The 25,902-nt window shown below is 71.8% G+C and carries 28 protein-coding genes; 19 read left to right on the forward strand and 9 right to left on the reverse strand.

The annotated features are described in order from the left end of the window. The first annotated feature begins 8 nt into the window (after nt 1–8). Nucleotides 9–455, forward strand: coding sequence for a VOC family protein (locus ACIBP6_RS04110; RefSeq protein ID WP_397048544.1), 447 nt, complete (start codon nt 9–11; stop codon nt 453–455). 118 nt (nt 456–573) lie between these two features. Here ACIBP6_RS04110 and ACIBP6_RS04115 read toward each other — a convergent pair whose 3' ends face one another. Next, nucleotides 574–1,059 (reverse strand): DUF2000 domain-containing protein, encoded by a 486-nt coding sequence (locus tag ACIBP6_RS04115; RefSeq protein WP_397048546.1) that lies wholly within the window; start codon nt 1,057–1,059, stop codon nt 574–576. A gap of 111 nt (nt 1,060–1,170) precedes the next feature. Between ACIBP6_RS04115 and ACIBP6_RS04120 the strand changes: the two genes are divergently transcribed. From ACIBP6_RS04120 to ACIBP6_RS04130, 3 genes are all read left to right on the forward strand, one after another. After that, complete coding sequence (locus ACIBP6_RS04120) at nt 1,171–1,629, forward strand: Lrp/AsnC family transcriptional regulator (protein WP_397048548.1); 459 nt, start codon at nt 1,171–1,173, stop codon at nt 1,627–1,629. 74 nt (nt 1,630–1,703) lie between these two features. Next, entirely contained in the window at nt 1,704–1,979 is a 276-nt protein-coding gene (locus ACIBP6_RS04125; protein ID WP_397048550.1) for a hypothetical protein, read from the forward strand. 280 nt (nt 1,980–2,259) lie between these two features. After that, nucleotides 2,260–3,276 (forward strand): TerC family protein, encoded by a 1,017-nt coding sequence (locus ACIBP6_RS04130; protein WP_397048552.1) that lies wholly within the window; start codon nt 2,260–2,262, stop codon nt 3,274–3,276. Between the two features lie 84 nt (nt 3,277–3,360). On the opposite strand, the gene ACIBP6_RS04135 is transcribed toward ACIBP6_RS04130, so the two are convergent. From ACIBP6_RS04135 to ACIBP6_RS04155, 5 genes are read right to left on the reverse strand one after another with little or no spacing between them, the layout of a single operon-like run. Further along, nucleotides 3,361–3,888, reverse strand: a complete 528-nt coding sequence (locus ACIBP6_RS04135) for a GNAT family N-acetyltransferase (RefSeq protein WP_397048554.1) — start codon at nt 3,886–3,888, stop codon at nt 3,361–3,363. Between the two features lie 53 nt (nt 3,889–3,941). Further along, nucleotides 3,942–5,249, reverse strand: a complete 1,308-nt coding sequence (locus tag ACIBP6_RS04140) for a mannitol dehydrogenase family protein (RefSeq protein WP_397048556.1) — start codon at nt 5,247–5,249, stop codon at nt 3,942–3,944. Next, nucleotides 5,246–6,454: a D-mannonate dehydratase ManD gene (manD, locus tag ACIBP6_RS04145; protein WP_397048558.1), complete on the reverse strand. Its 1,209-nt coding sequence runs from the start codon at nt 6,452–6,454 to the stop codon at nt 5,246–5,248. The genes ACIBP6_RS04140 and manD overlap by 4 nt, the downstream gene beginning before the upstream one ends. Continuing rightward, complete coding sequence (locus ACIBP6_RS04150; RefSeq protein ID WP_397048560.1) at nt 6,451–7,215, reverse strand: 6-phosphogluconolactonase; 765 nt, start codon at nt 7,213–7,215, stop codon at nt 6,451–6,453. The genes manD and ACIBP6_RS04150 overlap by 4 nt, the downstream gene beginning before the upstream one ends. Continuing rightward, entirely contained in the window at nt 7,212–8,420 is a 1,209-nt protein-coding gene (locus ACIBP6_RS04155) for an AGE family epimerase/isomerase (RefSeq protein WP_397048562.1), read from the reverse strand. The genes ACIBP6_RS04150 and ACIBP6_RS04155 overlap by 4 nt, the downstream gene beginning before the upstream one ends. Before the next feature lie 98 nt (nt 8,421–8,518). On the opposite strand from ACIBP6_RS04155, the gene ACIBP6_RS04160 reads away from it, so the two are divergent. From ACIBP6_RS04160 to ACIBP6_RS04180, 5 genes are all read left to right on the forward strand, one after another. After that, a complete protein-coding gene (locus ACIBP6_RS04160; RefSeq protein ID WP_397048564.1) occupies nt 8,519–9,508 on the forward strand; it encodes a LacI family DNA-binding transcriptional regulator in 990 nt (329 codons plus the stop codon). Between the two features lie 63 nt (nt 9,509–9,571). Then, nucleotides 9,572–10,351 (forward strand): sugar isomerase domain-containing protein, encoded by a 780-nt coding sequence (locus ACIBP6_RS04165; protein WP_397048566.1) that lies wholly within the window; start codon nt 9,572–9,574, stop codon nt 10,349–10,351. After that, complete coding sequence (locus ACIBP6_RS04170) at nt 10,342–11,592, forward strand: neutral/alkaline non-lysosomal ceramidase N-terminal domain-containing protein (protein ID WP_397048568.1); 1,251 nt, start codon at nt 10,342–10,344, stop codon at nt 11,590–11,592. The genes ACIBP6_RS04165 and ACIBP6_RS04170 overlap by 10 nt, the downstream gene beginning before the upstream one ends. After that, nucleotides 11,589–12,713 carry an N-acetylglucosamine-6-phosphate deacetylase gene (locus tag ACIBP6_RS04175; RefSeq protein WP_397048570.1) on the forward strand — a complete coding sequence of 375 codons (1,125 nt, stop codon included), beginning with the start codon at nt 11,589–11,591 and terminating at the stop codon, nt 12,711–12,713. Before ACIBP6_RS04170 ends, ACIBP6_RS04175 begins: the two co-directional genes overlap by 4 nt. A gap of 96 nt (nt 12,714–12,809) precedes the next feature. After that, nucleotides 12,810–14,309 (forward strand): sodium:solute symporter family protein, encoded by a 1,500-nt coding sequence (locus ACIBP6_RS04180; RefSeq protein ID WP_397048572.1) that lies wholly within the window; start codon nt 12,810–12,812, stop codon nt 14,307–14,309. Nucleotides 14,310–14,487: 178 nt separating this feature from the next. Here ACIBP6_RS04180 and ACIBP6_RS04185 read toward each other — a convergent pair whose 3' ends face one another. From ACIBP6_RS04185 to ACIBP6_RS04195, 3 genes are all read right to left on the reverse strand, one after another. Beyond that, entirely contained in the window at nt 14,488–14,907 is a 420-nt protein-coding gene (locus ACIBP6_RS04185; RefSeq protein ID WP_132621069.1) for a cupin domain-containing protein, read from the reverse strand. 30 nt (nt 14,908–14,937) lie between these two features. Continuing rightward, nucleotides 14,938–15,687 (reverse strand): SDR family oxidoreductase, encoded by a 750-nt coding sequence (locus ACIBP6_RS04190; protein WP_132621071.1) that lies wholly within the window; start codon nt 15,685–15,687, stop codon nt 14,938–14,940. 107 nt (nt 15,688–15,794) lie between these two features. After that, nucleotides 15,795–16,628 carry a helix-turn-helix transcriptional regulator gene (locus ACIBP6_RS04195; protein WP_397048574.1) on the reverse strand — a complete coding sequence of 278 codons (834 nt, stop codon included), beginning with the start codon at nt 16,626–16,628 and terminating at the stop codon, nt 15,795–15,797. A gap of 197 nt (nt 16,629–16,825) precedes the next feature. Between ACIBP6_RS04195 and ACIBP6_RS04200 the strand changes: the two genes are divergently transcribed. From ACIBP6_RS04200 to ACIBP6_RS04245, 10 genes are all read left to right on the forward strand, one after another. Further along, nucleotides 16,826–18,235, forward strand: coding sequence for an aldehyde dehydrogenase family protein (locus ACIBP6_RS04200; protein WP_397048576.1), 1,410 nt, complete (start codon nt 16,826–16,828; stop codon nt 18,233–18,235). A 139-nt stretch (nt 18,236–18,374) separates the two neighbouring features. After that, the gene (locus ACIBP6_RS04205) at nt 18,375–19,274 is read left to right on the forward strand and encodes an RNA polymerase sigma-70 factor (protein WP_397048578.1); all 900 of its coding nucleotides are present in this window, start codon (nt 18,375–18,377) and stop codon (nt 19,272–19,274) included. Nucleotides 19,275–19,374: 100 nt separating this feature from the next. Beyond that, nucleotides 19,375–20,154, forward strand: coding sequence for a sensor histidine kinase (locus ACIBP6_RS04210; RefSeq protein ID WP_397048580.1), 780 nt, complete (start codon nt 19,375–19,377; stop codon nt 20,152–20,154). After that, complete coding sequence (locus ACIBP6_RS04215) at nt 20,154–20,900, forward strand: sensor histidine kinase (protein ID WP_397048582.1); 747 nt, start codon at nt 20,154–20,156, stop codon at nt 20,898–20,900. The genes ACIBP6_RS04210 and ACIBP6_RS04215 overlap by 1 nt, the downstream gene beginning before the upstream one ends. 41 nt (nt 20,901–20,941) lie before the next feature. Then, entirely contained in the window at nt 20,942–21,706 is a 765-nt protein-coding gene (locus tag ACIBP6_RS04220; protein ID WP_397048584.1) for an SDR family NAD(P)-dependent oxidoreductase, read from the forward strand. Between the two features lie 213 nt (nt 21,707–21,919). Then, entirely contained in the window at nt 21,920–22,219 is a 300-nt protein-coding gene (locus ACIBP6_RS04225; protein ID WP_397048586.1) for a DUF3040 domain-containing protein, read from the forward strand. Nucleotides 22,220–22,375: 156 nt separating this feature from the next. Continuing rightward, nucleotides 22,376–23,668 (forward strand): PP2C family protein-serine/threonine phosphatase, encoded by a 1,293-nt coding sequence (locus tag ACIBP6_RS04230; RefSeq protein WP_397048588.1) that lies wholly within the window; start codon nt 22,376–22,378, stop codon nt 23,666–23,668. 75 nt (nt 23,669–23,743) lie between these two features. Then, on the forward strand, nt 23,744–24,145 hold the full coding sequence (locus ACIBP6_RS04235) for a four-helix bundle copper-binding protein (protein ID WP_397048589.1): 402 nt from the start codon (nt 23,744–23,746) through the stop codon (nt 24,143–24,145). 85 nt (nt 24,146–24,230) lie between these two features. After that, nucleotides 24,231–24,593, forward strand: coding sequence for a DUF1622 domain-containing protein (locus ACIBP6_RS04240; protein WP_397048591.1), 363 nt, complete (start codon nt 24,231–24,233; stop codon nt 24,591–24,593). Nucleotides 24,594–24,794: 201 nt separating this feature from the next. After that, a complete protein-coding gene (locus tag ACIBP6_RS04245) occupies nt 24,795–25,895 on the forward strand; it encodes an NADH:flavin oxidoreductase (RefSeq protein WP_397048593.1) in 1,101 nt (366 codons plus the stop codon). Nucleotides 25,896–25,902: the final 7 nt, after the last annotated feature.

The following is a 25,902-nucleotide window of genomic DNA, read 5'->3' on the forward strand; positions in this document are numbered from 1 at the left end:
GAGCGAACATGGTGGACTACAAGCTTGAGGTGATCGTCCTGCCGGTCGCGGACGTCGACAGGGCCAAGGACTTCTACACGAGGATCGGCTTCCGGGAGGATCTCGACTACGTGGACGGCGCGGGCTTCCGGGTGGTGCACTTCACCCCGCCGGGCTCCCCGTGCTCGATCATCGTGGGCGCCGGGATCAGCACGGCCGAGCCGGGCTCCGTGCAGAACGTGCACCTCGTCGTGGACGACATCGAGGAGGCCAGGGCCGACCTGGTCGGCCGCGGCGTCGAGGTGAGCGTAATCTTCCACGACGAGGGCGGTGTCTTCCACCACGCCGGGACCGAGAAGCGGGTGCCGGGCCTCTACCCCGGGCGGCGCTCGTACGGCTCCTTCGCCTCGTTCAGCGACCCCGACGGCAACGGCTTCGTGCTGCAGGAGGTGACCGAGCGTCTTCCCGGCCGTTGAGCCAGCGGGCTCTCCGCTGTCGCCCCCGGGCCGGCAGCGGAGAGTGGCAGCGCCCAGACGCCCGGCCTTACAGCGCACGCCGCGCCCGTGCGGGCAGTCGCGCCGCGTTTGTGCGGTTTCACCGCATCAGCGGCAGCTTGCCGACGATCTTGTCGACGCGGTTGCGGGGCCCGACGATGCTGACGGCGTAGTACTCCACGTCCTCGGCGGCGGTCTCTTTCACGGTGTCGAGATATTCGGCGTAGACGCGCGTGTGCTGGGCGGCGGCCGGCATGTCGGCCACGAAGCAGTTGCCGGCGGAGGCGGCCTTGGCGCGGATCGCGCGCAACGTGGCGGCGTCGGCGGTCAGGATGGAGCACCCCGCCCAGGGCAGGCCCGGGTGGGCGTGACCGTCCGCGTCGATCGCGTCGTCGCCGAGGATGCCGGTCACCGCGTCCGAGGTCGCGGCCGCCACACAGACGGCCGCGTTGACGGCGCGGCCGGCGGGCAGGTCGTCGTTGATCACGACCACCCACTTGAGGCGTGCCGCTCGGGTCGGGGCGGTGGGGTCGATCTCCTCGGGCGCGAAACCGACGCCTCCTGGGATGGTGCTCGGGTCGGACATCCTGACTTCCTCTACTCATCCATACGGAACTAGTTCGATATACTAGGCGTTCATTCACCAGATGAACAAGCAATCCGTATTTGATTCGGATGGAGTGAGGTTGAAGCGGGTATGGACGAACTTGATACGGCGATCCTGGCGGAACTGCAGTCAGATGCACGGAAGACCAACCGCGACGTCGCCGAGGCGGTCGGCGTCTCCCCGACCACCGCGCTCGACCGCACCCGCGCCCTGCGCCGGCGGGGCGTCATCCGCGGGGCGATCCTCGACGTCGACCTGCCCTCCATCGGCCGCCCCGTCCAGGCCCTCATCGCCATCCGCGTACGCCCCCCGTCGCGGCGCAACATCGAGGGCTTTCGCAACTGGGTCAGCGCCCTGCCGGACACGCTCGGCGTCTATGTGACCACCGGGACCGAGGATTTCATCGTGCACGTCGCGGTGCCCGACAACGCCGGCCTGTACGCGTTCGTCATCGACAAGCTCACCGAGCGCCCCGAGGTCGCCGACGTCCGCACCTCGATCGTCTACGAGCACCTCCGCAACGACCGCATCGCCCCTGTCCTGCCGTGAACCGACCCGGACAAGACCGTTCGGGGGTGTCTCCTTCCGATGGATCGTCAAAGGCCGGCGTCACCGTGAGCAAGGTGTCGATCGTCCTGATCGTTGTCGTGTCGGCGCTCGTGGGCGGCGTCGCGGCGAGCCTGCTGCCCTCCGGTGACGTGCCCGTTCATGTCGCGGAAGGGCGCGCGGTTCTGACGAGCGATGGTTCGGGCACCTTCGTCACCGACGACGAGAGCATGTCGGCGTTCATCCCCGCCGGCATCCCATGGACGGACGCCAGTGGCGGTTCTCACATGGGCGGCCGCCCGGACTGCCTCCCGGACGGGCAGAATGAGGGTGCGCGACCCAGGCCCGGGTGAAGGTTGGATACCGGCAGCTGGAGATGCCCGACGGCGACGGCCACACGTTCGTCGCCTGGATCGGCTGCCTGTAGGCCATGCCACATTGATTGGGGCTTTGGGATACAGCATTCTGTATGTACGATCGCAGCGAAGTGGAGGGGAGTACTCCTTCGCGGCCGCGTCGTCATCACGGACCCGCCTCGGGGCCCGGCGCGGTCGGTCCGCGACGGCGCGGGCGGAGAAGACCTCCGACAGACGTGTCAACGCCTAAGTCGGAGGAGCACTTATGCCCCCACCCATGTCCGTGCCCGCGTGGCTCTGGGCCGCCACCATCGCCACCCTGCTCGGGCTCATCCTCGTCGACCTCGTCATCGTCAACAGGAAACCCCACAAGGTCACGATCGCCGAGTCCGCCCGGTGGATCTCCTTCTACATCGGCTGTGCCATCGCGTTCGGCGCCGGCGTGTGGGTCTTCGGCGGTGACGACCAAGCGGCCGCGTACTTCACCGGCTACATCACCGAGTACTCGCTGAGCGTCGACAACCTGTTCATCTTCATGCTGATCATGGCGAACTTCGCCGTGCCCGTGATCCACCAGCACCGCGTGCTGCTCATCGGCATCCTGATGGCGCTGGTCATGCGCGGGATCTTCATCGGCGTGGGCGCGCAGGCCGTACAGCGCTTCAGCTGGGTCTTCTGGCTCTTCGGCGGCATCCTCATCTACACCGCGTGGAAGCTGGCGTTCAACAACAAGGACGACGACGAGTACGACCCCAACGGCGGCGTCGTACGGCTGGTGCGCAAGCTGTTCCCGGTCACCGACGAGTACCACGGCTCCAAGCTGACCATCAAACGGGACGGCCGCCGCTGGCTGACCCCGATGTTCATCGTCATGATCGCCATCGGCGGCGCGGACCTGGTCTTCGCGGTCGACTCGATCCCCGCCATCTTCGGCATCACCCAGGACGCGTACCTGGTCTTCGCGGCCAACGCGTTCGCGCTGATGGGGCTGAGACAGCTGTACTTCCTGCTCGGCGGACTGGTGGAGAAACTCGTCTACCTGTCCTACGGTCTGGCGGTCATCCTCGGCTTCATCGGCGTGAAACTCGTGCTGCACGCCCTGCACGAGAACGAGTTGCCGTTCATCAACGGCGGCGAGCACGTCACCTGGGTCCCTGAGATCAACAACTGGGTCTCGCTGGGCGTCATCGTCACCGTGCTGGCCGTCACGACGGTGCTCAGCGTGCTCAAGTCCAAGCGCGACGCCCGCCGGAGCCCCGCGCCGCCCGTCTCGGAACCCGAGCCCGCCGAGTAGCAGCAGGAAGGCTCGCCGCCGTGGCCGCGCCCGGCGGCGAGCTCCTGGCGTTCGCCTTCACGCGGGACGCGCCGCCCGCGGGGTTCACCTCAGTTCGGTGTCCAGCAGGCCCATCATGAGGTAGTCGTAGCGCTTGCCCGCGGTGCGGAACGCCTCTCGCCGCCGGCCTTCCTCGACGAAACCCACCTTCTTGTACGCCTGCACGGCCCCGGTGTTCTCCGCGACGACCCACAGCATCACCCGGTGCAGGCCCATCTCCTCGAACGCGTACCGGCAGATCACCCGGACGGCGTCGCTTCCGTGGCCGCCGTTCCAATGGTCGCGTTCGCCGATGGCGACGCTCTGCAGCGTGGCCTCGCCGTGCACGAAGTCGGTGTCGCCGAGGGCGACGTATCCGATCAGCTTCCGGCTGTCGAGCGTCTCGATGCCGAGCAGCATCTGTTCGAACGTGTTGCGCGGCCTGTTCTGCCCTTTCTCGATGTTCTGAGCAAGCGAGATGGGCGGATCGCCGCCCATCCACCGGCCCACCTCCGGGTCGTGGTACCAGCGCCACATCGCCTCGCTGTCGGCCGGCTCAAGGGCTCGCAGTCGAACACGTTCTCCGGTCAGCATGGGCAGCTCCTCATCGTCGGACGCCCAAGTCTGCCAAGGCCCCCATGGCGCCATCACCTCCGGGTGGTGAGGCCTTGCAGGGAGTCGGTGAGCAGGGCGCGGAACGTCTCGTTCTCGCGAAGGTCGGGGGTGAAGATCTCGTCGATGGACAACAGGCGGTTCACGGTCGCCGCGGCCGAAGACGGTCCGTTGCCGCGCAGGCGGTCGGCGAGGGGGTCGTCGAGGTCGGGGGCCGTGGTGACGTGGCGCATCCAGCCGGCCACCGCCAGCGCGATCCAGCGGGGCTCGTGCCCGGCGGCCAGCCGGTCGCGGGCCGGGTCGAGCAGGCGTTGCGGCAGTTTCTGCGAGCCGTCCACCGCGATCTGCGCGACGCGGTGCCGCAGGCCGGGGTTGGCGAACCTGGCCAGCAACGACTCCTTGTATCCCGCCAGGTCGAACCCGTCGAGCCCGCCCAGGGTGGGGGAGAGGTCCTCGTCCATCAGCCGGCGGAGGAACCCGGCGAACGCCGGATCGCGGACGGCCTCCGACACGTACGTCGCACCCGACAGGTAGGCGATGGCGGAGTGGCTGCCGTTGAGCAGGCGGAGCTTCATGCGTTCGTACGGCCGGACGTCGGCCACCAGGAGCGCGCCCGCCTTCTCCCACGCCGGTCGGTCACCGGCGAAGGAGTCCTCGATCACCCACTGCGTGAACGGCTCGGTGACCACCGCGCCGAGGTCGGTCACGCCGAGCCGGGCGGCCATGTCGTCCAGGTCGGCCTGCGTGGTCGCGGGCACGATCCGGTCCACCATGGACGCGGGGAACGTGACGTTCCGCTCGACCCAGTCCAGCAGCGGCGGCTCGCACAGGTCCGCCACCAGCCCCGCGAGCGTCGCTCCGTTCCCGGGGAGGTTGTCGCAGGAGATGACGGTGAGCGGGCCCGCGTCCGCGGCTGCGCGGGCGCGCAGCCCGCTGACGAGCCTCCCGATCGCGCCGGGATGCGATGCGCGGCGATACGCCCGCTCCGTGATGGTCAGCGTGACGACCGCCGTCTCCGGCGCGGCCAGCCGTACGGCGAGGTCGTCATCGGGGGCGAGCACCTCACGCACCGACCCGACGACGCGGGTCTCCTCGCCGGCGCGCACCCCGTACAGGCAGTCCTGGGGCCGCAGTCGGTCGGCCACGTCGGTGCTGCGCTGGCTGGCGCCGCAGATGCCCCAGCGGTCGTCACCGGTCGCGGCCATGGCGCGCTCGGTGTAGACGGCCTGGTGGGCCCGGTGGAAGGCGCCGATGCCGAGGTGCACGACGCCGGTGACGCGCGGCTCCGCGAGCGGTCGCGCCTCGGGCGCGACCCTGGCCAGGGTCGCGCGGCTGAGTCTCACCAATGGTGCATGCTCCCGTCCATCAGGCGGTTGACCGGCAGGTACGCCGGCTCGTACGGGTAGCGGGCGGCGAGCTTCTCGTCGATGTCGACGCCGAGGCCCGGCTCCTCGCCCGGGTGGAGGTAGCCGTCGGCGTAGTGGTAGCCGTGCGGGAAGACCTCGTCGGTGGCCTCGGTGTGCCGCATGTACTCCTGGATGCCGAAGTTGGGGACGGCGATGTCCAGGTGGAGCGCGGCCGACATGCACACGGGGGACAGGTCGGTGGCGCCGTGGGAGCCGGTGCGCACGTGGTGGAGCGCGGCCAGGTCGAAGATCCGGCGCAGGTGGGTGATCCCGCCCGCGTGGACGACGGTGGCCCGGATGTAGTCGATGAGCTGCTCGCGGATCAGCTGCTCGCAGTCCCAGATCGAGTTGAAGACCTCGCCGACCGCGATCGGCGCCCTGGTGTGCTGCCTGATGAGCCGGAACCCCTCCTGCAGCTCGGCCGGCACCGGGTCCTCCAGCCAGAACGGCGCGTACTCCTCCAGCGTCAGGCCGAGCCGGCCAGCCTCGATCGGGGTGAGGCGGTGGTGGATGTCGTGCAGGATGTGCAGGTCGTAGCCGAACCGGTCGCGTACGGCGGCGAACAGCTCGGGCACGACGCGCAGGTAGCGCTCGGTCGACCAGGTGGCCTCGCTCGGCCGGTTCGTCTCGGCGGGCTCGTAGAACATCTTGTCCTTGCCGACGCCGTAGGTCGCGTCGAGACCGGGGACGCCGCACTGCACGCGGACGGCGCGGTAGCCGAGATCGACGTAGCGCGCCACCTCGTCGAGCACCTCGGGGATCGTCTCGCCGTTGGCGTGGCCGTACACCGTGACGCCCTCGCGGGAGCGCCCGCCGAGCAGCTGGTAGACCGGCAGGCCGGCGACCTTGCCCTTGATGTCCCACAAGGCGGTGTCGACGGCCGCGATCGCGGTCATCGTGACGGGGCCGCGCCGCCAGTACGCGCCGCGGTAGAGGTACTGCCAGGTGTCCTCGATGCGCGCCGGGTCGCGGCCGATGAGCAGCGGGCAGACGTGGTCGCGCAGGTAGGACGCGACCGCGAGCTCCCTGCCGTTGAGCGTGGCGTCGCCGATGCCGGTGACGCCGTCCGAGGTGGTGATCTTCAGGGTGACGAAGTTCCTGCCCGGGCTGGTGACGATGACCTTGGCGTCGGTGATCTTCACTGGTAGGCCTCCAGGTCGGCGAAGAGGGTGCAGTCCGGGTGGGTGCGCAGGACCGAGGCGGGGCAGCTCTCGGCGATCGGCCCGTCGAGCGCGGCGGCGAGCGCGGCCTTCTTGTTCGGGCCGGGCACGGTGGCGACGAGCGTGCGCCCGGCCATCAGGGTGGGCACGGTCAGCGTGACCGCCCGCTCGGGCACGTCCGCGAGCGTGGCGAAGCACCCGTCGCTGACCTGCTGCCGCCGGCAGGCGTCGTCCAATTCGACGACCTTGACCGCGAGGGGGTCGGCGAAGTCGGCCACCGGCGGATCGTTGAACGCCAGGTGGCCGTTGTCGCCGATGCCCAGGCAGACCAGGTCGATCGGCCCGCGGCCGAGCAGCTCGGCGTAACGCGCGCTCTCCGCCTCCGGGTCGTCGCCCGGGTCGATCACGTGGACGGCGCCGGGCCGCACCGCGTCCCACAGCTCGTCGCGCAGGAAGCGGCCGAACCGCTGGGGCGCGTCCGCGGGCAGGCCGATGTACTCGTCCATGTGGAAGGCGACGATTCTGGACCAGTCGACGCCCTCGGCCGCGCGCAGCCCGGCCAGCATCTCCCGCTGGGAGGGCGCGGCAGCGAAGACCACTCTGGCCTCGCCGCGGGCGGCGAGCGCCGCGCGCAACGCGGCGGCCGCGGCCCGCGCCGCGGCGGCGCCTGACGCCGCCCTGTCGGGATGGATCCGGACGTCGAGGCGTCCGGCGACCCGGGTGATCACAGGGCCGGTGTTCATCGGTGGTCTCCGAGCGCGACGATCTGCATGAGGTTCCTGGAGATGTGGTACGGGTCCTTCACCGGCAGGGCGACCACCTCGTCCAGCGGGGCCCCGGTCCGGTCCCTGATCTGGATCCACTCCTCGCCGTCGGCCCCGCCGGGGAACGTGCGCAGCGTGTACGCCCAGATCCGGTCGAACCAGCCGGCCGCCTCCGCGTCGCCGTAGCGCACGGCGGCCAGCCGGGTGGCGTAGGCGGCCTCCGTGTGCACCCACCACAGCTTGGTCGACCAGGTCCGCCTGACCAGGTCCTCGTACGGCCCGCCGTACGGCCGGCCGGACACGCCGGTGTAGCGGAACAGCCCGCCGTGCTCGTCGTCCCACCCGGCCGCGCACAGGGCGGACACCCCGGCGACCAGGTCGGCGTGGTCGCCGGTCTCGCCGAGCAGGTCGCCCGCCTCCAGCGCCATCCAGGTCCCCTCCAGCGCGTGGCCGGGGGTGCGGTGGCGGGCCAGGATCGTGTCACGCATGCCGGGATCGGCGACGAACGTCTCGGTGAACAGGCCGCCGTCCTCCCGGTGCGCGAGCATGGCCGCGCGGGCGGCGCGCAGCTCGTCCAGGTAGGGCTTCCGCCCGGACACCGCCTGGTGCGCGCGTACCTGGTCGAGCCGGGCGTTGAGCACGATCATGCGGGCGCCGAACCCCGAGCAGCCGGCCGGCAGCGGGTACGGCGGGGTCGGGGGATCGCCCGCCGCCACGTCGTCCGCGATCCGCTGGACGATCAGGTCGATCGTGGCCAGATGGTCGGGCGCGCCGGTGTGCACGGTCAGCTCGGCCAGCCCCATGGCCACGAAGGCGTCGGCGAAGACGCTGCGCTCCCCGGCCAGCGGCTCGCCCTTCTCGTCCAGGACGTACGCGCACCGGCCGTCAGGCCCGACGGCGTGCTCCAGCAGGAAGGACGCGCCGCGTTCCGCGTGCCGGACGAGCGCGGCCGGGTCCAGCGCGAGCAGGCCGCGCTCGGCGAGGCGGGCGGCGCGGGCGAGCAGCCAGACGAACCGGCCCTGCGACCAGGTGAACTTGTCCGTCGACAGCCGCCGCCGGCCGCGGTTGTCGAAGCAGGTGAAGAACCCGCCGTGCTCGGTGTCGATCCCGTTCTCGAGCCAGAAGGGGAGGATGACGTCTTCCAGTTGCCTGCGGGCGATCTGCTCGGGCTGCGCGGAACCCATGCCGTCCTTCCGTCGGGGAATGAAAGCGATTGCATGGATTCTGGCTTCGCTAGAGTGCTGGGGTCAAGCCGGGAGAGCACAATGCCGAGGAGCGCGGTGTGAGCAAGCCGACGATCTACTCCATCGCCCAGCGGTGCGGCGTCTCCGCGGCGACCGTCTCGCGTGCCTTCAACCGCCCCGAGCTGGTGAGCGAGCCGGTCAGGAAGCAGATCATGGCCGCCGCCCGGGAGCTCGGCTACCAGCCCAGCTCGGCCGCGCGCGGCCTCGTCACGGGCCGGGCCGAGACGATCGGGCTGATCGTCTCCGACATCACCAACCCGTTCTTCCCGCTGCTCGTCCGGGCGGTGCAGCGCACGGCCGAGCGCATGGGGAGCGCGCTCATGCTGGTCGACGCCGAGGAGAGCGCGGCGGCCGAGGTGGCCCACGTCGCCCGGTTGCGCAGCAGGGTGGACGGCGTGATCGTGGCCTCGCCGCGCTCGTCGTCGGGGGCCCTGCGCGAGGCCGCGCGGGGCCTGCCGTGCGTGCTGCTCAACCGCCCGCTGCGCGACCTGTCCTCGGTGATCTGCGACAACACCAGCGCGCTGTTCGACGCGGGCGAGCACCTCTACAAGCACGGTCACCGCTCCTTCGCGCTGCTGGCCGGGCCGAGCGCGTCGTGGGCCGCGGCCCGGCGCTCGCAGGCGATCCGCAGGTGGGCGCGGGGCCGCGAGGTCGAGCTCACCGAGCTCGGGCCGTTCCGGGCGACGTTCAAGGGCGGCAGGCAGGCCGGCGCCGCGCTGCTCGAGACCGCCGCCACCGCCGCCTTCGCCTTCGACGACCTCACCGCGTGCGGGGTGCTCGCCGAGCTGGCCGGTCGTGGCGTCGCCGTGCCGGGGGAGCGCAGCGTCGTCGGCTGCGACGACGTGCTGCTCGCGAAGACCGTGACGCCGAGCCTGACCACGGTGACGGCGCCGATGGACGACCTCGGCGAGACCGCGGTACAGGTGCTGACCAGGCAGATCGAGGCGCCGGGCGGCGCGCCGGAGCACGTCAGGCTGCCCGGCGTCTTCGTCGCGCGCGACTCCACCGGGCCGCGGTCCGGCTCTTGACCGATATGCGGCCATGGTCTTGAATGCCTGCAATCGCTTTCATCGGTCACGAGGAGCCTGCAGGTGCAGAACGGACCGCACACGTCCCTCATGCGGACGTACGCCGAGCAGGTCGTGAGCCTGATCGGCCGGATCGAAACCGAGGAGGCCGACGCCGTCGGGGCGGCGGCCACGCTCATCGCCGACCACATCGCCCGGCACGGGACCGACCGGCTGATCTACGTCTACGGCCCCGGCGGGCACTCGAACCTCGCCGCGCAGGAGGTGTTCTTCCGCGCCGGCGGCCTGGTCAACGTCAGCGCGATCCTCGACGAGGGCACGCTGCTGTCCGGCGGCGCGCTGCGCTCGATGGCCATCGAACGCACCCCCGGCTACGGCCGCGTCGTCATCGAGGACAACCGGCTCGGCGACGGCGACCTGCTCATCCTGGTCAACGCCTACGGCATCAACGCCGCGCTCATCGACGCCGCGCTGACCGCCCGCGAACGCGGCGTCACCGTGATCGGCGTCTCCTCCAGGGAACACGCCGACCGGACGGCGCCCGGCCACCCGGCCCGACACCCCACCAAGCTGAACCTGCACGACCTCGTCGACCTGCACATCGACACGAAGGTGCCGATCGGCGACGCCGTGATCGAGATCGAGGGCGTTCCCGAGCGGGTCGGCGCGATCTCGACGTTCGCCAACGCGTACACGCTCAACTGCGTGGTGGCCGCGGCGATCGCGGAGCTGGCGGCGCGCGGCACGGTCCCCGAGATCTGGCGCAGCGGCAACGCGCCGGGCGGTGACGAGCGCAACGGGCTGTTCCTCGACCGTTTCCGCGGGCGGGTCCGATGGTTGTGAACGGGCTGCTCGCCGGGGCCGCGGTCGCCGACATCACGCCGCCGGTCGGCGGCTCCCTCGCCGGTTACGCCGCCCGCACCTCCGCCTCCACCGCGGTGCACGACCCGCTGCGGGCCACCGCCGTGGCGGTCTCCGACGGCACGGCCACGTCCGTCGTGATCTGCGCCGACCTCATCGCACTCGACCCGGACACCACCCGGCGGATCGCCCGCGACCTGCGCGAACGCACCGGCATCCCGGAGGAGGCGGTGGCGGTGGCGGTCACCCACACGCACGCCGGGCCCGCGGTGACCGGGGGCGGCATCGGCGGCGTCGCCGACCCCCGCTACGTCGAGGACGCCTGCTCCCGGATCGCCGGCGCCGGCGAGGCGGCGATCGCCGCGCTGGCCCCCGCCGTGCTGCGCCGCGGCTGCGGCACCCTCCACGGCGTCGCCCACAACCGGCGCGGCGGGACCCTCACCGACCCCGCGGTCCCCGTCGTCCGGCTGGAACGCCCGGACGGCGAGCCGATCGCCACCGTGTTCTCGCACGCCTGCCACCCGGTGACGCTCGGCCCCGACAACCTGCGGATCACCGCCGACTGGCCCGGCTACGCGCGGCGGCACCTGGAGTCGGGGATCGGCGGCGTGGCCCTGTTCCTGCAGGGCTGCTGCGGCCAGCTCAACACCGGCCACACCGCGCTCGACAGCCTGCGCGGCGCCGAGCCGCGGCCCGGCAGGACGTTCGAGGCCGCGCGGCGCTTCGGGACCCTGGTGGGCGAGACCGCGCTCGCCACCGCCACGGAACCGGCCGCGGGCCCGGTGTCGGTGGCCGCCACCCGCGTCGAGCTGCCGCTCGGCGACCCGCTCACGCCCGCCGAGCTGCGCGCGCTCGCCGGCGAACCGGACGGGTTGTGGACGCAGTGGGCGCTCGCGCAGCTGGCCGACCCAGGCCCGGCGGCGGTCGAGGTGCAGGTCGCCGTGCACCGGTGGGGCGGCGTGCCGCTCGTCCTCCTGCCCTGCGAGCCGTTCGTCGAGTTCGCCGTGGAGCTGCGGGCCGCGCTCGGCGATCCCGCGCTGCTCGTGGCCGGATACACCGGCGGGGTGCCCGGCTACCTGCCCTACCCGGAGACGCACTACGCCGACGGCGGGTACGAGATCTGCGAGGCCCATCGCGCCTACGGGCTGCGGGCCGCGTTCACACCCGAGGCCGGCCGGCTGGTGATGGCCGCCGCCCGGGCGCTCGCGGGGGAGGCGGGATGACGATCGAGGGCAGGCTCGCGGACGGACGTCCCGTACGCGTCGAGCTGGACGGCCCGCGGATCGCCGCGGTCACCGAGGTCCGTGACGCGCCCGACGCGCTCGTCCTCCCCGGCTTGGTGGACCTCCAGGTCAACGGGTACGGCGGGCGCGACTTCAACGCCGACGACCTCTCGACCGGCGACGTGGCCGAGCTCGTACGGGAGCTTTGGAAGCGCGGCACCACGACGTTGTGCCCCACGATCATCACGGCGCCCGAGGACAAGATCGTGCGGAACCTGCGCGTGATCGCGGCGGCGCGGGAAGCCGATCCACTGGTCCGGCACGCCATCCCCGGTGTGCACGTGGAAGGGCCCTACCTGGCGGCCGAGGACGGGCCGCGGGGCGCGCACGACGCCGAGCACCTGCGCGATCCCGACGTCGCCGAGTTCGGGCGCTGGCAGGAGGCGAGCGGTGGCCTGGTGAAGATCGTCACCCTGGCCCCCGAACGGGCCGGCGCCGCCGGCTACATCGCCGAGCTCTCCCGGCACGGCGTCGTCGCGGCCATCGGGCACACCGCCGCCGCGCCCGCCGACATCGAGGCGGCCGTACGGGCGGGCGCGCGGCTCTCCACCCACCTCGGCAACGGCGCGCACGCGGTGATCCGCCGGCATCCCAACTACATCTGGACGCAGCTCGCCGAGGACCGGCTCGCCGCGACGTTCATCGCGGACGGGCACCACCTGCCCGCCGACACGTTCACCGTGATGCTCCGCGCCAAGGGGGCCGGGCGCACGCTGCTGGTCAGCGACTCCGTGGCGCTGGCCGGGTGCGCGCCGGGCGACTACACGACGCCCGTCGGCGGGCGGATCACGGTGCGCGAGGACGGCCGGGTGACGCTGCCCGGCGGTGAGCTGCTCGCCGGATCGGGCAGCTCGCTGATCGAGTGCCTGGCCTGGGCGGTCACGCGTACCGAGGCCGGGCTCGGCACGGCGGTGGGCCTGGCCGCCGCGAACCCGGCGCGGCTGCTCGGGATCGATCGCGGCCGCATCGCGCCCGGCGCGCCCGGCGACCTGATCGTCACCACTCCCGGCCTGTCGGTCCTGCGCACCTTCGTGAACGGCACCCCCGTCCACACCACCTGACCGCACCGCTCCCGACCCTGAACCTCCTCGTCCCGTACCGGCAGCCCCCCGACCCCCCGACCTGCACCAGCTCCCCACCCCCACCTGGGAGATCTCATGGGTTTTCTCGACTGGCTAGTGATCTGCGGCTACTTCGTGGTGATGATCGCGATCGGCGTCTGGGCGAAGTCCCGCATCCGCGACGCCAAGGACTTCTTCACCGCGGGCGGCAAGATGCCCTGGTGGCTGTCCGGGATCTCCCACCACATGTCCGGCTACAGCTCGGCGGTCTTCGTCGGCTACGCGGCCATCGCCTACACCGCCGGTTTCACCCTGTACGTCTGGTGGGCGATCGGGATCACGTTCGCGATGCTGGTCGGGTCGGTCCTGTTCGCGCCGCGCTGGCCGCGGCTGCGGCAGCGGCTCGGGATCATCTCGCCGCTGGAGTACCTGGCGACCCGCTACAACGTGCCGGCGCAGCAGGTGCTCGCCTGGAGCGGCACCGCGCTCAAGGTCTTCGACGTGGGCGCCAAGTGGGCCGCGACCGCGCTGCTGCTGCAGGTGTTCGCGGGCGTGCCGATCGCCTGGGGCGTGCTGCTCACCGGAGGGGTCACGCTGATCTACTCCACGATCGGCGGGTTGTGGGCCGACGCGCTCACCGACCTCGGCCAGTTCGTCATCCAGCTCGTCGCGGGCATCACGATGTTCGTCGCGGTGCTGTCTCAGCTCGGTGGCGTGTCCGCGATCTGGACGCTGTGGGACCGGCTGCCCGAAGGGCACGGCCAGCCGTTCAACGGCAACTACACCGTGGGCTTCGTCCTGGTCTACCTGCTGATCAACACGCTGTCCTACAACGGCGGCACCTGGAACCTCGCCCAGCGGTTCATCGCGGCGCCGACCGGCGACTCGGCCCGGCGCGCCGCGCTGTTCTCCGCGGGCCTCTACCTCTTCTGGCCGCTCGTGCTGTTCTTCCCGATGTGGGCCGCGCCGGTCCTGCTGCCGAACCTGGCCGAGCCCGACCAGTCGTACGCGCTGCTGACCGAGCAGCTGCTGCCCGGTGGGCTCATCGGCCTCGTGCTCGCCGGGATGTTCGCCCACACGATGGCGATGACGTCCTCCGACGCCAACGCGATCTCCTCGGTGGTGATCAGGGACATCATCCCCGCGGTCTGGAAGCGGGCGCAGCGGATGTCGTCCGCGTCGGAGCTGCTGGCCGGCCGGGTCTCGACGTTCCTGTTCATCGCGCTGTCGATGGGCATCGCGCTCAGCGCGGACAACTTCGGCGGCGTGCTCGGCCTGCTGATCCTCTGGTTCGGCGCGCTGGTCGGCCCGATCGCCATCCCGATGCTGCTCGGCATGCTGCCGATGTTCCGCCGCTGCGGCCCGGCCGCCGCGATCGGGTCCTGGGCGACAGGGCTCGTGGTCTTCGCCCTGGTCAAGTACGTCTTCCCCGGCCAGGGCCAGACCGTGGAGGTGGCCGCCCCGGTGCTGTCCGCGCTGGCGGTGTTCGTGATCGTCGGGCTGGTCGCGCCGGCCCGGGACGCCGAGGCGGACGCGCTCGTCGATTCACTGAACACCGACCAGCCCCAGACCGCACCGGCGGCCGGCGGCCACTGATCGGGGCGTGCGGCCGGTGCCGGTCACGGCGAGGTTTCCACCGGCTCCCAGGCCCAGTGGTGCACGAAGCGCACCCGCCGCCCGGCGCGCGCCGTCGCGCCCGTCACGGTGACGCCGGACGGCGGCGCGCCCCAGGGCCGGACGCCGGGAATCAGCCACCGGAACAGGGCCGCGCGCTTCAGGACGGGCGAGGTGCCCGGCGGTCCTGGCGCTGGGCCAGCTCCTCCTCCTCGACCAGGGTGAGCATCGGTTTGCCCGGCTCGCACAGCATGGTGACGGTGAAGCGGAGCCGGACGTCGTCGCGGTTGTTGCCGTCCTGATAGTGGATGACGTCGCCGCCCGGCTCCCAGAACGCCTCACCGGCGCGTACGACCCGCTCCGGCTCGCCCTCCAGCTCCAGCAGCATCTCGCCCTCCAGCACGAAGCCGAACGCCGGGCCGGAGTGCCGGTGCGGTGGCGTGCCGGGATCGCCGGGCGGGTACTCGATGACGATGGTCATGGCGTGCGCGCCCGCCGGGATGAACGGCGGCTCGGCCTCCTGCAGCACGGTCAGCGCCGTCTGCCAGGCGGTCGATCGCGGTTCGCGGTCAGTGGACATGGAGCTTCCTTTCGTGCGGGCGAGGGCGGATCACTTCCCGGCCTGGGCGAGCCAGTCCCGGTAGTGGATGCGGCCGGTGCGCGCGTCGCCGCCCGGCACCAGGGTGCGCTCGCCCGGCACCGACCCGAAGTAGTGCGCGTTCGGGTCGGTGACCACCTCACGCTGGTCGCCCCACGCCGCCAGCGCCTGGCGGAAGAACTCGTCCATCCGGTACTGCTCGGGCCCGCCGACCTCCACCCGGCCGTTCAGCGGCGATCCCAGCGCGACCTCGGTGACCGTCTCGGCGACGTCGTCGCCCGCGATGGGCTGGAAGCGCACCGGCGCGATCCGGACCGCGCCCTCGTGGGTGGCCTCGTCGGCGATGCTCCGCGCGAACTCGAAGAACTGGGTGGCGTGCACGAGCGAGAACGGGATCGACGACTTCTCGATCAGCTCCTCCTGCGCGATCTTCGCCCGGAAGTAGCCGTTCTCCGGCATCAGGTGGGTGCCCACCACCGACAGCGCCACGTGGTGACCCACGCCGGCCGCCGCCTCCGCGGCGAGCAGGTTGCCGGTGGAGGTCCGGAAGAACGTCATCACCGCGTTCTCCTCGAACGACGGCGAGTTGGACACGTCGACCACCACCGACGCGCCCGCGAGCGCCTCGGCCAGCCCTTCGCCGGTGAGCGTGTTGACGCCGGTGTTCGGCGACGCCGCCACCGCCTCGTGGCCCTGTTCGTTCAGCTTCCTGACGACCTTCGACCCGATCAGGCCGGTTCCGCCGATGACCACGATCTTCATGGCAAACCCTTTCTGTACGCCGGGGCTCTGTGCCGACCGGTCGCCAGCTAAGACAGGGCAGCCTCCGGGCCTGTGACAGCTACCGCGAAATTCACCAAGTCCAACTGTCAGATTCGTTGATCGCCGATGACGGACAGCAGGCGCAGTTTGTCGTGGCTCTCGCTGCCCGCCGGCGCGGTGTACACGACGAGCAGCTGCGACTGGTCGGGATCGACCAACGTCTGGCAGTGCAGTTCGAGCAGCCCCAGCCGCGGGTGCCGGATACGTTTGAGCGGACAGTACAGGCCGGCGATCGGGTGCTCGCGCCACATCGCGGCGAACTCGTCGCTCTCGGCGCGCAGCGCCTCGACGAGCGCCGTCACTCTCGGGTCCGTGGGGTCGCGGGTGTAGAGGTCGTGCAGGTTCGCCGCGATGAGCCTGCTGTGCTCCGGATGGTCTTCCTCGGGATGGAGGGCACGCGTGCCGGGGTCGGTGAACCACCGGTAGTGCATGCTGCGGGCAAGTCCGGTGCGGACGCTCTCGTCGCCGGTCAGCGCCTTCGACAGCCGGGTCTGCATCAGCGTCTCTCCGAGGTAGTTCACGACCTGGGCGGCGGCGTCGTCCAGGCCGTCGAAGATGCGCATCATGCCGGGATTGACGTGGTCGGCGCGCAGGGCGCGCTGCGGGATGGCGTAGCCGGCCAGCCGGAACAGATGGTCGCGTTCCTCGAGGGACAGGCGCAGGCCACTGGCGAGGGCGGCGAGCATCTGCTCGGACGGATGCGGCCCGCGTCGCTGTTCCAGCCGGTTGTAGTAGTCGACCGACATGCCGGACAGCACGGCGACCTCCTCGCGCCGCAGCCCACCCGTGCGCCGCCGCCCGCCACGGGGCAGCCCCACGTCCTCCGGTTGCAACGCCTCCCGGCGGTTGCGCAGGAACTCGGCGAGCCTGGGCCGGTCCACGATGGTCGTCCTCCTCCGTACGTTGGCGGGGAAACACCCTCTGGCCAGGAATGTTTCCCCGCGGCCTCGAGTATCGAGGTGTGGGCCCGCCGTATCCATGTACTGCCGATCCCTGGATCGATCCGGTCGCGAGGCCGGCTCGATCCAGGGATCGAGAGCACATTCCCCCGGCGGCGGCGCGCTGAGACGGTCGTTCCATGAACAGAGCAACCCACTGGATCGGCGGCCGCCACGCCGCCGGGTCCAGTCACATGATCGACGTGGTCGACCCCGCGACCGGCGAGGTCATCGCCCAGGTGCCGGACGGCACCCCCGCCGACGTGGATCGGGCCGTCGCCGCGGCGCGGGCCGCCTTCCCCGGCTGGGCCGCCGTCGACCCGGCCGAACGCGGGCGCATCGTCGGGCGCGTCGCGGAAGGTCTGCGCGCCCGGACCGAGGAGATCGCCGCCACGATCACCGGCGAGATGGGCGCCCCCATCACGCTGTCACGCACCGCGCAGGCGGGCTTCCCCGTCGCGGTGGCGGCGTCCTTCGCCGAGCTCGCCACCGGCTACGCGTGGACGGAGCGGATCGCCGGCTCGCTGGTCGTACGCGAGCCGATCGGCGTCGTCGGCGCCATCACGCCGTGGAACTTCCCGCTCCAGCAGGTCGTCTCGAAGCTGGCGCCCGCGCTGGTGGCAGGCGACACCGTGGTGCTCAAGCCGTCGGAGATCGCGCCGCTGACCGCGCCGATCCTGGCCGAGGTCGTGGCCGAAGCCGGGGTGCCCGCCGGCGTGTTCAACGTCGTGCACGGCACGGGCCCGGCCGTCGGCGCGGCGATCGCGGCGCATCCCGGCATCGACATGGTGTCCTTCACCGGCTCCACCCGCGCGGGGAGACAGGTCTCCGCGGCCGCGTCGGAGACCGTCAAACGGGTCACGCTGGAGCTCGGCGGCAAGTCCGCCAACGTCATCCTCGACGACGCCGACTTCCCCGAGGCGGTCTCCCGTGGCGTAGCGATGACCTTCACCAACGGCGGTCAGGTCTGCGGCGCGTGGCCGCGGATGCTGGTGCCCGCGGCGCGGCAGGAGGAGGCGGTGGAGCTCGCGGTGGCCGCCGCCTCCGCGTACGTCGTCGGCGACCCGGCGGACGAGGCCACCCACATCGGACCCATGGCCTCCGAGCAGCACCGGCGGCGGGTGAACGGCTACATCGAGCGGGGGATCGCCGACGGCGCCCGGCTGGTCTTCGGCGGCCCGGGACGGCCCGCCGGGCTCGACGCGGGCGCGTACGTACGGCCGACGATCTTCGCCGACGTGGCGCCGGACGCGGTGATCGCCCAGGAGGAGATCTTCGGCCCCGTCCTGACGATCATCCCGTACACCGGCGACGACCAGGCCGTGGAGATCGCCAACGGCACGGCGTACGGACTCACCGGCGCCGTGTTCGGCGGTCACGACCGGGCGATGGCGGTCGCCCGCCGGCTGCGTACCGGGCAGGTGGACGTCAACGGCGGCGGCTGGAACGTCCTGGCGCCGTTCGGCGGATACAAGCAGTCCGGCAACGGCAGGGAGTTCGGCCGCTACGGCCTGGAGGAGTACCTCGAGGTGAAATCCATCCAGGGCTGACCCGCCGGCCGGGCGGAAAACCGTCGCCGGCCTGCCCTTACCGCCCAAGGGGTGGGCGGCGGACGACGGTTCGGCACGGGGCCGGAGAATGGACCTGCCGGCGGTGCACGGGGCACCGGCCGGTCAGGGGGCGATGGCAGTGGCGGATGCTGGATCCGGTGGCCGGGGAGATCTCGACGAGGCCGCGGCGGTCTTCGCCGGTGTGCGGCCGCGCCTGTTCGGGATCGCGTACCGGATGCTGGGCAGCGTCGCCGAGGCCGAGGACCTCGTGCAGGAGGTCTGGCTGCGCTGGCAGGCCTACGACCGCGCGACGGTGCACGACCCGGCGGCGTTCCTCGCCACGGTGACCACGCGGCTGGCCATCAACGCCGCCCAGTCCGCGCGCGTGCGCCGCGAGACCTACGTCGGCCCGTGGCTGCCCGAGCCGGTCGACACCGGCGCGGACCCGTACCTCGGCGCCGAGCGAGGGGAGGCGCTGGAGTTCGCGGTGCTGCTGCTCCTGGAGCGGCTCTCGCCCACCGAGCGGGCGGCGTACGTGCTGCGGGAGGCGTTCGACTACCCCTACCGGCAGATCGCCGACATCGTGCAGCTCAACGAGGCGGCGGTGCGCCAGCTGGTCAGCAGGGCACGCAAGCGTGTGACGGGTCAGCGCCGCACGCCCGTCAGCAAGGCGGAGCAACGCCGGCTGCTGACGGCGTTCGTCGCCGCCGCCCGCTCCGGCGACCTGACCATGCTGGAGGAGCTCTTCGCCGCGGACGTGACCAGCTACTCCGACGGCGGCGGCGCCGTGCGCGCCACCCGGTTCCCCGTGGTGGGTGCGACGCGGGTGGCGAAGGTCATCAAGGCGTTCGCCGTCCCGTTCTGGGCCGGGGTCGAGGTGGACTGGGCGGACACGAACGGCCAGGCCTCGGCGTTGCTGCGCCGCGACGGCCAGGTGTTCGCCGTCATCACCGTCACCGCCTCGGAGCAGGGCATCGACCAGGTGCTGTGGATGATGAACCCGGTCAAGATCACTGCCGTGTCCCGCTCGGAGTCGTGACAACACGCTGTCACAACTCGTCAAGCTGTCCTGTCTTAGCTGGTGGACGTCCGCGGACGTCCACGTAAGGACTGTTGACGCGAAGGAAGGAACGTGTGCTGTGACGGCGTTCGACTGCGAGGCCCCTCACCTGCCCGGCGCGGGCAGGAACGCGCTGACGATCCAGGCGCCCACCGACAGGATGCGCGAGCTGAAGCGCGAGCTGAAGAAGAAACGGCGTTTCGCCTCCGACGCCTCGCACGAGCTGCGCACGGCGGTGGCCGGGCTGCGCGCGGAGCTGGAGGAGGCCTGCCTGCATCCTGACGAGACCGACCTCGGCGACCTGCTGGTCCGGGCGCTGCGCGACGTCGACCGGTTGGATGCGATCATCGCCGACCTGCGGGCGCTCGCCGAGATGGAGTCCGGTCCGCCGATGACACCACAGCGGGTGGACCTCGCCGAGCTGGTCCGTGACGAGGCCGCGCGCAGGAGCGACCGCATCGCCGTCCGGCTGCGGCTGGAACCGGGCGTGATCGTCCAGGCCGTCCCGATCCGGATCGGCCGCCTGCTCACCAACCTGCTGGACAACGCCCAGCGGCACGGCCGGCACCTGGTCGAGGTGCGGTTGAGCCGCGGCGGCGGCCACGCCGAGCTGACAGTCGCCGACGACGGAGACGGCATCGCGGAGTCCGAACGGGAACGGATCTTCCAGCGCTTCACCCGCCTGGAGGCCGCTCGCCGCCTCGACCGCACCGGCACCGGCCTGGGCCTCGCGATCGCCCGCGACATCGCCCGGGCCCACATCGGCAGCCTGCGCGCCGTGGAGGCGGACACGGGCGGCGCCGGCTTCGTGCTGCGGCTTCCTCTCGCGGGCCCTCGTACGCAGGAAGGAAAGACCTGATGAGACAGAACGCCGACTGCGCCGCCCTGGTCACGCCCTGCCCCCGCCGGCACGAGGAGTCGCCGGGGCAGGAGCTCAGGGAGGCGCGTAGGTACGCGGAGCTGCTGCTGGAGCGGCAGCGCCAGTTCGCCGCCGACGCCTCGCACGAGCTGCGTACGCCGCTCACCGCGATGCGCGTGCGGGTGGAGGAGGCGCGGCTGCACCCCGGCGACATCGACCTGCCCGATCTGCTCGACCACGTGACGGGCGACCTCGACCGGCTGGAGGGCATCGTCGACGACCTGCTCCTGCTGGCCACGATCGAGACCGGCCTCGACGGGAGGCTGGAGGAGGTCGATCTGACCACGCTGGTCGAGACGGCGGCGGCTCATGGCGTGCGGCTCGATCTCGAACCCGCGGTGACGGTGGAGGCCGCCCCCTGCCTGATCGCCCGGCTCCTCGCCAATCTGCTCGACAACGCCCGGCGGCACGTCGCGCACACCCTGCAGGTGTCCGTGCGCCGCGTGGGCGGCCGGGCGGAGCTGGCCGTGACCGACGACGGGCAGGGCGTCCCGCCGGCCGACCGGGAGCGGATCTTCGAGCGCTTCGCCCGCCTGGACACCGCGCGCAGCCGCAACCGCGGAGGCGCCGGTCTGGGCCTGGCGATCGCCCGCGACATCGCCGCGGCCCACCACGGCACCCTGCACGTCGAGAACGCGGACGACGGTGGCGCCCGCTTCGTGCTCCGCCTTCCGCTCGTACGCTGACCAGCCCGCTTGAAGCGATATATCCGAAATTTGGGGGATGTATGACCGACCAGCACACCGGCCGCCTGAAGGACCAGGTCGCGATCGTGACCGGTGCCGGGTCCGGGATCGGCCGCGCCACCGCGGTCGCCCTCGCCCGCGCCGGAGCGCACGTGCTCGGCGTCGGACGCCGCGCCGAACCTCTGGGCCAGACCGCCGCCGAGCACCCCGGCATCGTCGCGCTGGCCGCCGACATCACCGCAGAAAGCACGCCGCGAGCCGTCGTGCAGGCGGCCGTGGACCGCTGGGGCCGCGTGGACGCCCTGATCAACAACGCCGGCGCCACCGCCGTCATGCCGCTGGCCGACACCGACGCCGAACGCGTCGCCGGCCTGCTGGCACTCAACGTCACCGCCCCGAGCATGCTCGCCCACGCCGCGCTGCCCCACCTGCGTACCGGCCGCGGCACGATCATCAACGTCTCCAGCACCTTCGGTCACCGTCCCCTGCCCGGCGGCGCCCACTACGCCGCCACCAAGGCCGCCCTGGAACAGCTGACCCGGAGCTGGGCGCTGGAGCTGGCCCCCGTCGGCATACGCGTCAACGCCGTAGCCCCCGGCCCGACCGAGAGCGAGGCCCTGGCGGCCGCCGGCCTGCCCGACGCGGTCGTCGAGCAGATCAAGCAGGACGAGTCCGCCCGCATCCCGCTCGGCCGCCGCGGCGCCCCCGAGGAGGTGGCGGCCTGGATCGTGCACCTCGCCGACCCCGCCGCCACCTGGATCACCGGCCAGATCCTCACCGTCGACGGAGGACTGGAGCTCGTCTGAGCAGCGGACGCACCACCGGCGGTCGCCCTCAGGCCTGGACGCGCCGCGCCGGCGGGGTGGGGCACCCAGCACGCAGGCCGAGCACCACGGCGCATCACATATCTGTTGCAGTAGGCAACGATTGCATTGTGCAGGGGGCGTTCGTCCCGGGCTGGAATGGTCATCCGTCGTCGCGTTCGCCCGATGGGGCAGTAAGGAATGAGGCATGAGGGCATGAACCTCTCCCCGGAGGAGCGCCAGGCGCTGTCCGCGATCGAGACCCGACTGGCCACGGAGGAGCCAGAACTCGACGCGCTGCTCGCCGGATCGAGGAGGCGCCGGCTGAAGAGCCGCTCGACCCTCCGCGTGTGGTGCATGCTGATGCTGCTGACCTGCGCGATCTGCATGCTCGGCGTCGCCCTGCTGCTGGCGACGGGGGAGAAGGACTGTCAGGCCGGGCGGCTCGACTCATGCGAGAGCGCCGCGGCCGTACGGGAAGCCGCGGCCCAGGGTACGGGCCCGTTTCGGGGATGAGGCGCGGCCCGGACCAGGTGTCATGAGGACGGCCGAGGGCATGAGGGGGGCGACGGCATCTCGGGGGGTGAGGTGGGCGGGCAGCGACCGCGGGAGCGGGACGGCGGCGCGTTCGGCGGGAGTCTGCAGCCGTTGGGTGCCGAGGATCTGCAGCGGATGCAGGAAGGGCTGAGGCAGATCCAGCACCTGCACGACCGGATGGCGCGCCTGCTGGAGGCCGTGCTGGCGATCAGTTCCGAGCTGGAGCTGAACGCGGCGCTGCGCACCATCGTGGAGGTCTCCGCCGACCTGGTGGACGCCCGGTACGGCGCCCTCGGCGTGCTGAGCGAGGAGGGCCAGTTCTCCGACCTGTTCACGTGCGGCGTCTCGCAAGAGGTGTACGACGCTGTCGGCCGGTTGCCGACCGCCCATGGACTGCTGGCGGAGCTGGTGGAGTACCCCCGGCCGCTGCGCGTGGAGAACGTGCAGGCCCATCCGAGCTTCCGTGAGTTCCCACCCGGGCACCCGGTGATGCACGCCCTGATCGGGACGCCGATCCTGGTCCGCGGCACCGTCTACGGCAACCTGTACGTCGCCGACAAACGCTCCGGCGGGCCGTTCACCGACGACGACGAGCGGATCATCGCGGCGCTGGCGAGCGCGGCCGGCGTCGCCATCGAGAACGCCCGCCTGTACGAGCGGATCAGGCGCAGCACCGAGGACTTCCAGCGAAGCCTGCTCCCCAAGCTGCCCGATCTGCGTGGCCTGCAGGCATGCGCGCGTTACCGCCCCTCCGGCACCGTCCCGCAGATCGGCGGCGACTGGTACGACGCGATCATGCTGCCCGACGGCGTGCCCTGCCTGATGGTCGGCGACGTGATGGGCCACGACCTGAGGTCGGCCACCGTCATGAGCCAGATCTCCAACATGTTGCGGGTGATCGCCTACGAACAGTGCCGGCCGCCCTCCCGCATCCTGCAACGGCTCGACGAGGTGCTGCACGGCCTGCACGGCGGACCGATGGCCACCGTTCTGCTGGCTCGCCTGGAAAAGCACACCGGCGGTGAGTGGCGGCTGTGGTGGGGGAGCGCCGGGCACCCGCCTCCGCTGCTGGTTCCCCCCGACGGCCCCGTCCGCTACCTGTGGAGCGACGGGGGCCATCCCCTCGGGGTCACTCCCGAGTTGTCCCGGCCGGACTGCGAGCAGATCATCCGCGCCGGATCCATTCTGGTGATGTACACCGACGGGCTCATCGAGGATCCCGTGCACGGCCTCGACGAGGGCATGGCCAGCCTGGCCCGGGCCGCCGCCGAGCTGCGTCATCTGCCCATCGAGGAGATGTGCGATCGCCTGCTGCAGCACCGCGGCGACGACTTCACCGACGACGTCGCGCTGCTCGCCCTGCGCCTCGCCGGCCCCGCCACCATGGACTGCGACGCCCCCGCAGACCCGCGGGACGGGCTCGCCTGATCACGTGCCGCTTCACCGTTTCAGCCGGCCGGCGGGGGTAGGGCAGGCTCGGAAGCAGAGAAGGGATGTCCAGCCATGCCGGTACGCGAAATGATCGACACCTATCCCGCCGACATCAACCTCGACCGGGGCCAGATCGCCGACACCGTCCAGGCGCTCCTCGACTGCGCTCAGGCGTGCACGGCCTGCGCCGACGCCTGCCTGAGCGAGCAGGAGATCGACCGGCTGCGCAAGTGCATCCGCACCGACCTGGACTGCGCCGACATCTGCGAGGCGACCGCCCGCGTGTTGTCGCGCCACACGGGTTACGACGCCACCATCACCCGCGCCCAGCTGCAGGCGTGCATCCAGGCCTGCACCAGCTGCGCGGAGGAGTGCGAACGTCACGCCGGCATGCACGAGCACTGCCGGCTGTGCGCCCAGGCGTGCCGAGGCTGCGCGAGCGACTGCCGGCGCCTCCTCGACGCGATCAGCTGACCCATCGGCGGTACACCGTGGAACCCCGGCGCGCGGCTCGCTCGCGAGCAAGGCAACCGGGGGAGCACCGGCCAGAGGACTGACGATGGATCTGAAGCCCGTCATCGAGATGGCCGGCCAGGCGGTCGACATGGCCGGCGTCGCCGCCATCGTGGTGGGGGCGCTGGTGGCGACCTGCCGGTTCGGCTACCGGCTGCTGCTGCGGCGTCCCGCTCACGACGCCTACCAGAGGTACCGCAAGGGGCTCGGGCGGGCGATCCTGCTGGGGCTCGAGTTCCTCGTCGCCGCGGACATCATCCGGACGGTGGCGATCTCTCCGACGTTCGCGAGCGTCGGCGTCCTCGCGGTGATCGTCCTCGTGCGGACGTTTCTCAGCTTCTCCCTGGAGGTGGAGCTGGAGGGCCGCTGGCCCTGGCAGCCGCCTGCCGCGGGGACCAAGGACGCATGAGGCGGAGATCCTGGCGCCGCGCTCACCTTCCGGGCGGCGCTGCCGGGCGACGGCGACGCCGCCACGGCCGTGCTCAAGGGGGTCGCCCGGAGCGGTGATCACGGTCATCCCATGCCGGCCATGAGACGTGGACCGGCACCGTCACCTCACGTGGCAGTCTTGTTGCGGAGAGTGATGATGCCGATGTCCAGCAGTTCTGCCGTGCGTGCGAGAGATGTGCTCCTGCGACCGTTCTTCCTGGGAGGGCGGGTGGTCGCCAACCGGATCGCGATGGCGCCGATGACCCGGGAGTTCTGTCCCGGTGGGGTGCCCGGCGCGGACGTGGCGCGGTACTACGCCCGCAGGGCCGAGGGCGGGGTCGGGCTGATCATCGCGGAGGGGGCGTACGTCGGCCATCCTTCGGCGGGCACTCGTGACCGCGTTCCCCGCTTCTACGGCGAGGACGCGCTCGCGGGCTGGGCCCGGGTGGCGGACGCCGTCCACCGGGCCGGCGGGCTGATCATGCCGCAGCTGTGGCACGTCGGCATGGCGCGGGTCGCGGGCGCCCCGCCGGTTCCCGGGGCACCCCGCATCGGCCCCTCGGGCGTTCCCCTGGATGACTCGGAGCCGGGCCGGGCGATGACGACGGCCGACATGGACGACGTGATCGCCGCCTACACCGCAGGAGCCGCCGCGGCCGAGGCGCTCGGCTTCGACGGCGTCGAGCTGCACGGAGCCCACGGCTACCTCATCGACCAGTTCCTCTGGGCGCGTACGAACCGGCGCGCCGACGCCTACGGCGGTGACCCCGCGTCGCGGGCGCGGTTCGCCGCCGAGATCGTGGCGGCCTGCCGGGCGGCCGTGTCGGCGGATTTCCCCATCGTCCTGCGGATGTCCCAATGGAAGGTGGGTCACTACACGGCGAGGATCGCCGCGTCGCCGCGGGAGCTGGAGGCGATCCTCACGCCGATCGCCGAGGCGGGGGCGGACGCGTTCCACTGTTCCACCCGGCGCTACTGGCTGCCGGAGTTCGCGGGCTCGGACCTGAACCTCGCGGGCTGGGCGAAGAAGCTCACCGGCAAGGCCACCATCGGCGTCGGTTCGGTGGGGCTCGACAACGAGTTCACCAGGGCGGTGGAGGGCGAGCCGAGCGGCGTCGCCGGCATCGACCGGCTGCTGGACCGGATGGAGCGCGACGAGTTCGACCTCGTGGCGGTCGGCCGCGCCTTGCTGGGCGACCCCGGCTGGGCCGCCAAGATCCTGACCGGCCGCACCGCCGACCTCAGACCTTTCGACCGCGCCCAACTCGCCACCTTGCACTGAGACGGCC

This window comes from Nonomuraea terrae (genome assembly GCF_044465245.1).
In the GTDB taxonomy this organism is placed as follows: Bacteria; Actinomycetota; Actinomycetes; order Streptosporangiales; family Streptosporangiaceae; genus Nonomuraea; species Nonomuraea terrae.